Source organism: Paenibacillus sp. E194, assembly GCF_000935845.1.
In the GTDB taxonomy this organism is placed as follows: Bacteria; Bacillota; Bacilli; order Paenibacillales; family Paenibacillaceae; genus Paenibacillus_B; species Paenibacillus_B alvei_B.
The window spans coordinates 1-2,344 of record NZ_JMDX01000440.1 but is presented as its reverse complement, the minus strand read 5'-3'; the positions used below and the strand labels follow the sequence as shown (position 1 = coordinate 2,344).

Genomic DNA, 2,344 nt, shown 5'->3' with positions numbered 1-2,344 from the left:
AAAACATGCGAGCAGCACGACCGAAAGGAGTAAGAGAAAATCAGGTCGGCCTCTTGTGATTGTAGGTTCCATCTCATATGCCTCCGTTCTTGCACGGGGGAGAATACAAACTAATGCTTAGATTTTGGCTCCATCAATTGTTCAGCTGTTATGGCAGGATCAAGCCAGTTCGTAATAAGCTTACGCGCATATGCAAGATCCTCCTCGTACAGCTTGTAATACCATATATCATGCATCATCATACCTTCCCCATCTAATGCATAGGTACTGAATTGTGGAATGCTATCCTTCATGAAAATAGACTTTGCTAAGTCAATCAGATCAGTTGGGGCAATATCTGTTGAGAAGTGATCGCCAGCGATATCGAGTATTTCTGGAATATGGCTAAATTTATCAAGCTGTACCGCCCTTTCTGCAACCGCCTGCAAAAAGATCCGATTGCGCATCATGCGATTCATATCGGAATCCTCACGGTAGCGTACAAAGTTGAGAGCCTCAAGTCCGTTATAGATTGGCTTGTTCGCTTCAATTCTGAATTTGTCATGATTCCAGTTTTTATTCACGATATCTTCTGTTATCGGTAACTTAATTCCACCTAACGCATCCACGACGTTCTTGAATCCGGTGAAATTGATCGCTGCATAATGGGTAACGGGATGCTCAAGCAGTTGCTCAACACTGTCGATGCTCATCTTCGCCCCGCCAAATGCATAAGCGTGGGCGATTTTGTCATGCTTGTTCTTACCTATAATCTCGGTGTAGCTATCGCGTGGAACGGATAATAGCAGGATCCGGTTCTCCTTGCGCCTCACGATGGAGTAGATCATGGAATCGGATCGTCCTACTTCCTTATCCCGCTGATCGATGCCGAGAAGCAGAACCGAAAATGGCTCGTCATGCACTAATGGGTCTTTGACCGTTATCGGCTTATATGTCTCCTCCAGCTTCTTCTCTACCTGATTCGAGAGGAACATGTCAAAAGTCAGGAGGGCCAGTTCCTTGCGCAGTACATATCCCACTGTTATAACGAGCACGAATGACAGCGAAATTATGATCCACTTTTTCTTGATTTTCATAGATACTCCTTTCTCTTTCTTTCCCTACTTCTCTTGTGATTTCCCAGAATGATCCTCTTCATGGATATCAATTTGCCCGCTGTATGTTTTTTTGTCCCATAGCTTTACATCTGTATCTCTCCAGGTATACACATCTAGTCCATTTTCACCGCCACCCATTGTCCAACCCAATATGATCTCGGGCAATCCGTCCTTGTTGACATCAGCCATACCTGCATAATCCAGCCCGTATCCATAGCCCTTCGTATTCCAGACAATGTTCCACTGCTTATTCTCATATCTGAGTAAAGCTGCTTTACGCATTTTCTCATTACGCACATTCTCTTCGTATACGATGATTGCTTCTTCGTTGCCATCCCCATCAAAGTCGCCGTACGATATTCCTGTATTTCCTCCACCATGCTTCGGGATTAATAATCGGGATCCGTCCGGTAATGCTCGACGAACAGCAGCTTCATGGATATGACTGGCGGGTATCGGTGACTGAATGAGGTCGATTGGCGCTGCCGGAACACCACAGCCAACTGTCCAGATAAGAACACCCCAAATCAATACCTGCCGCACAATTTGTTTTTTCATTTGCTCACGCCCACTTTCCTTGCCTGTCCGTATTCCATGTACTAGTGTATATTTTCAATTCTATGAAAGGGTTATGAAATCGTTAAATTTCTCTGCCATTCTCGTGATGAATAGGAAGATAGATTCGAACTTCAGTACCAATGCCCTGCTCACTATCCATCTCCATTCTGCCTTGATGTAGACGAATAATCTCTTCACTAATAGACAATCCCAGACCACTACCCGTCGGACTATTCTTCCCTTTGTAAAATTTCTTCATGACCATGCCCAGCTCATGCTCTTGAATACCGGAGCCTGTGTCTCTGACACAAATCACGACTTCATGTTCAGAGGCACGCGCATTCAAAACAATCTCTCCCTGTTCGTTCGTAAATTTAAACGCGTTATCTAATAGGTTTATGAGTACTTGTCTCAGACGGTTCTCGTCAGCAGAGATCATAGGGAGCATAGGATCCGAATGAATATGAAGCTTAATTCCCAAGCGGGCAGCTCTCGGTGAGAGCAATATACCGATCTGTTGGACTAGACGTGGTACATCGACTAGGCTGAATGCTAATTCCAGCCTGCCGGCATCCAGCTTAGAGAAATCCAATAGTTCGTCTACCAATTGGGATAGGCGATCGGTCTCGGATTCAATAATATCCAGTCCTCCCGTTACTAACTCATCTTCACGTGTTCCACCTGCTTTC

General features: G+C 44.9%; 3 protein-coding genes. All 3 read right to left on the bottom strand.

Features of this window, described 5'->3' with window-relative positions; translation table 11 throughout:
* Positions 1–110 precede the first annotated feature (110 nt).
* Positions 111–1,076 carry an LCP family protein gene (locus AZ66_RS28685; protein WP_044358048.1) on the bottom strand — a complete coding sequence of 322 codons (966 nt, stop codon included), beginning with the start codon at positions 1,074–1,076 and terminating at the stop codon, positions 111–113.
* 24 nt (positions 1,077–1,100) lie between these two features.
* A complete protein-coding gene (locus AZ66_RS28680) occupies positions 1,101–1,655 on the bottom strand; it encodes a hypothetical protein (RefSeq protein WP_021259861.1) in 555 nt (184 codons plus the stop codon).
* A gap of 82 nt (positions 1,656–1,737) precedes the next feature.
* Positions 1,738–2,344: sensor histidine kinase (locus AZ66_RS28675; protein ID WP_044358046.1), on the bottom strand; the 607-nt coding region annotated here is incomplete at its 5' end.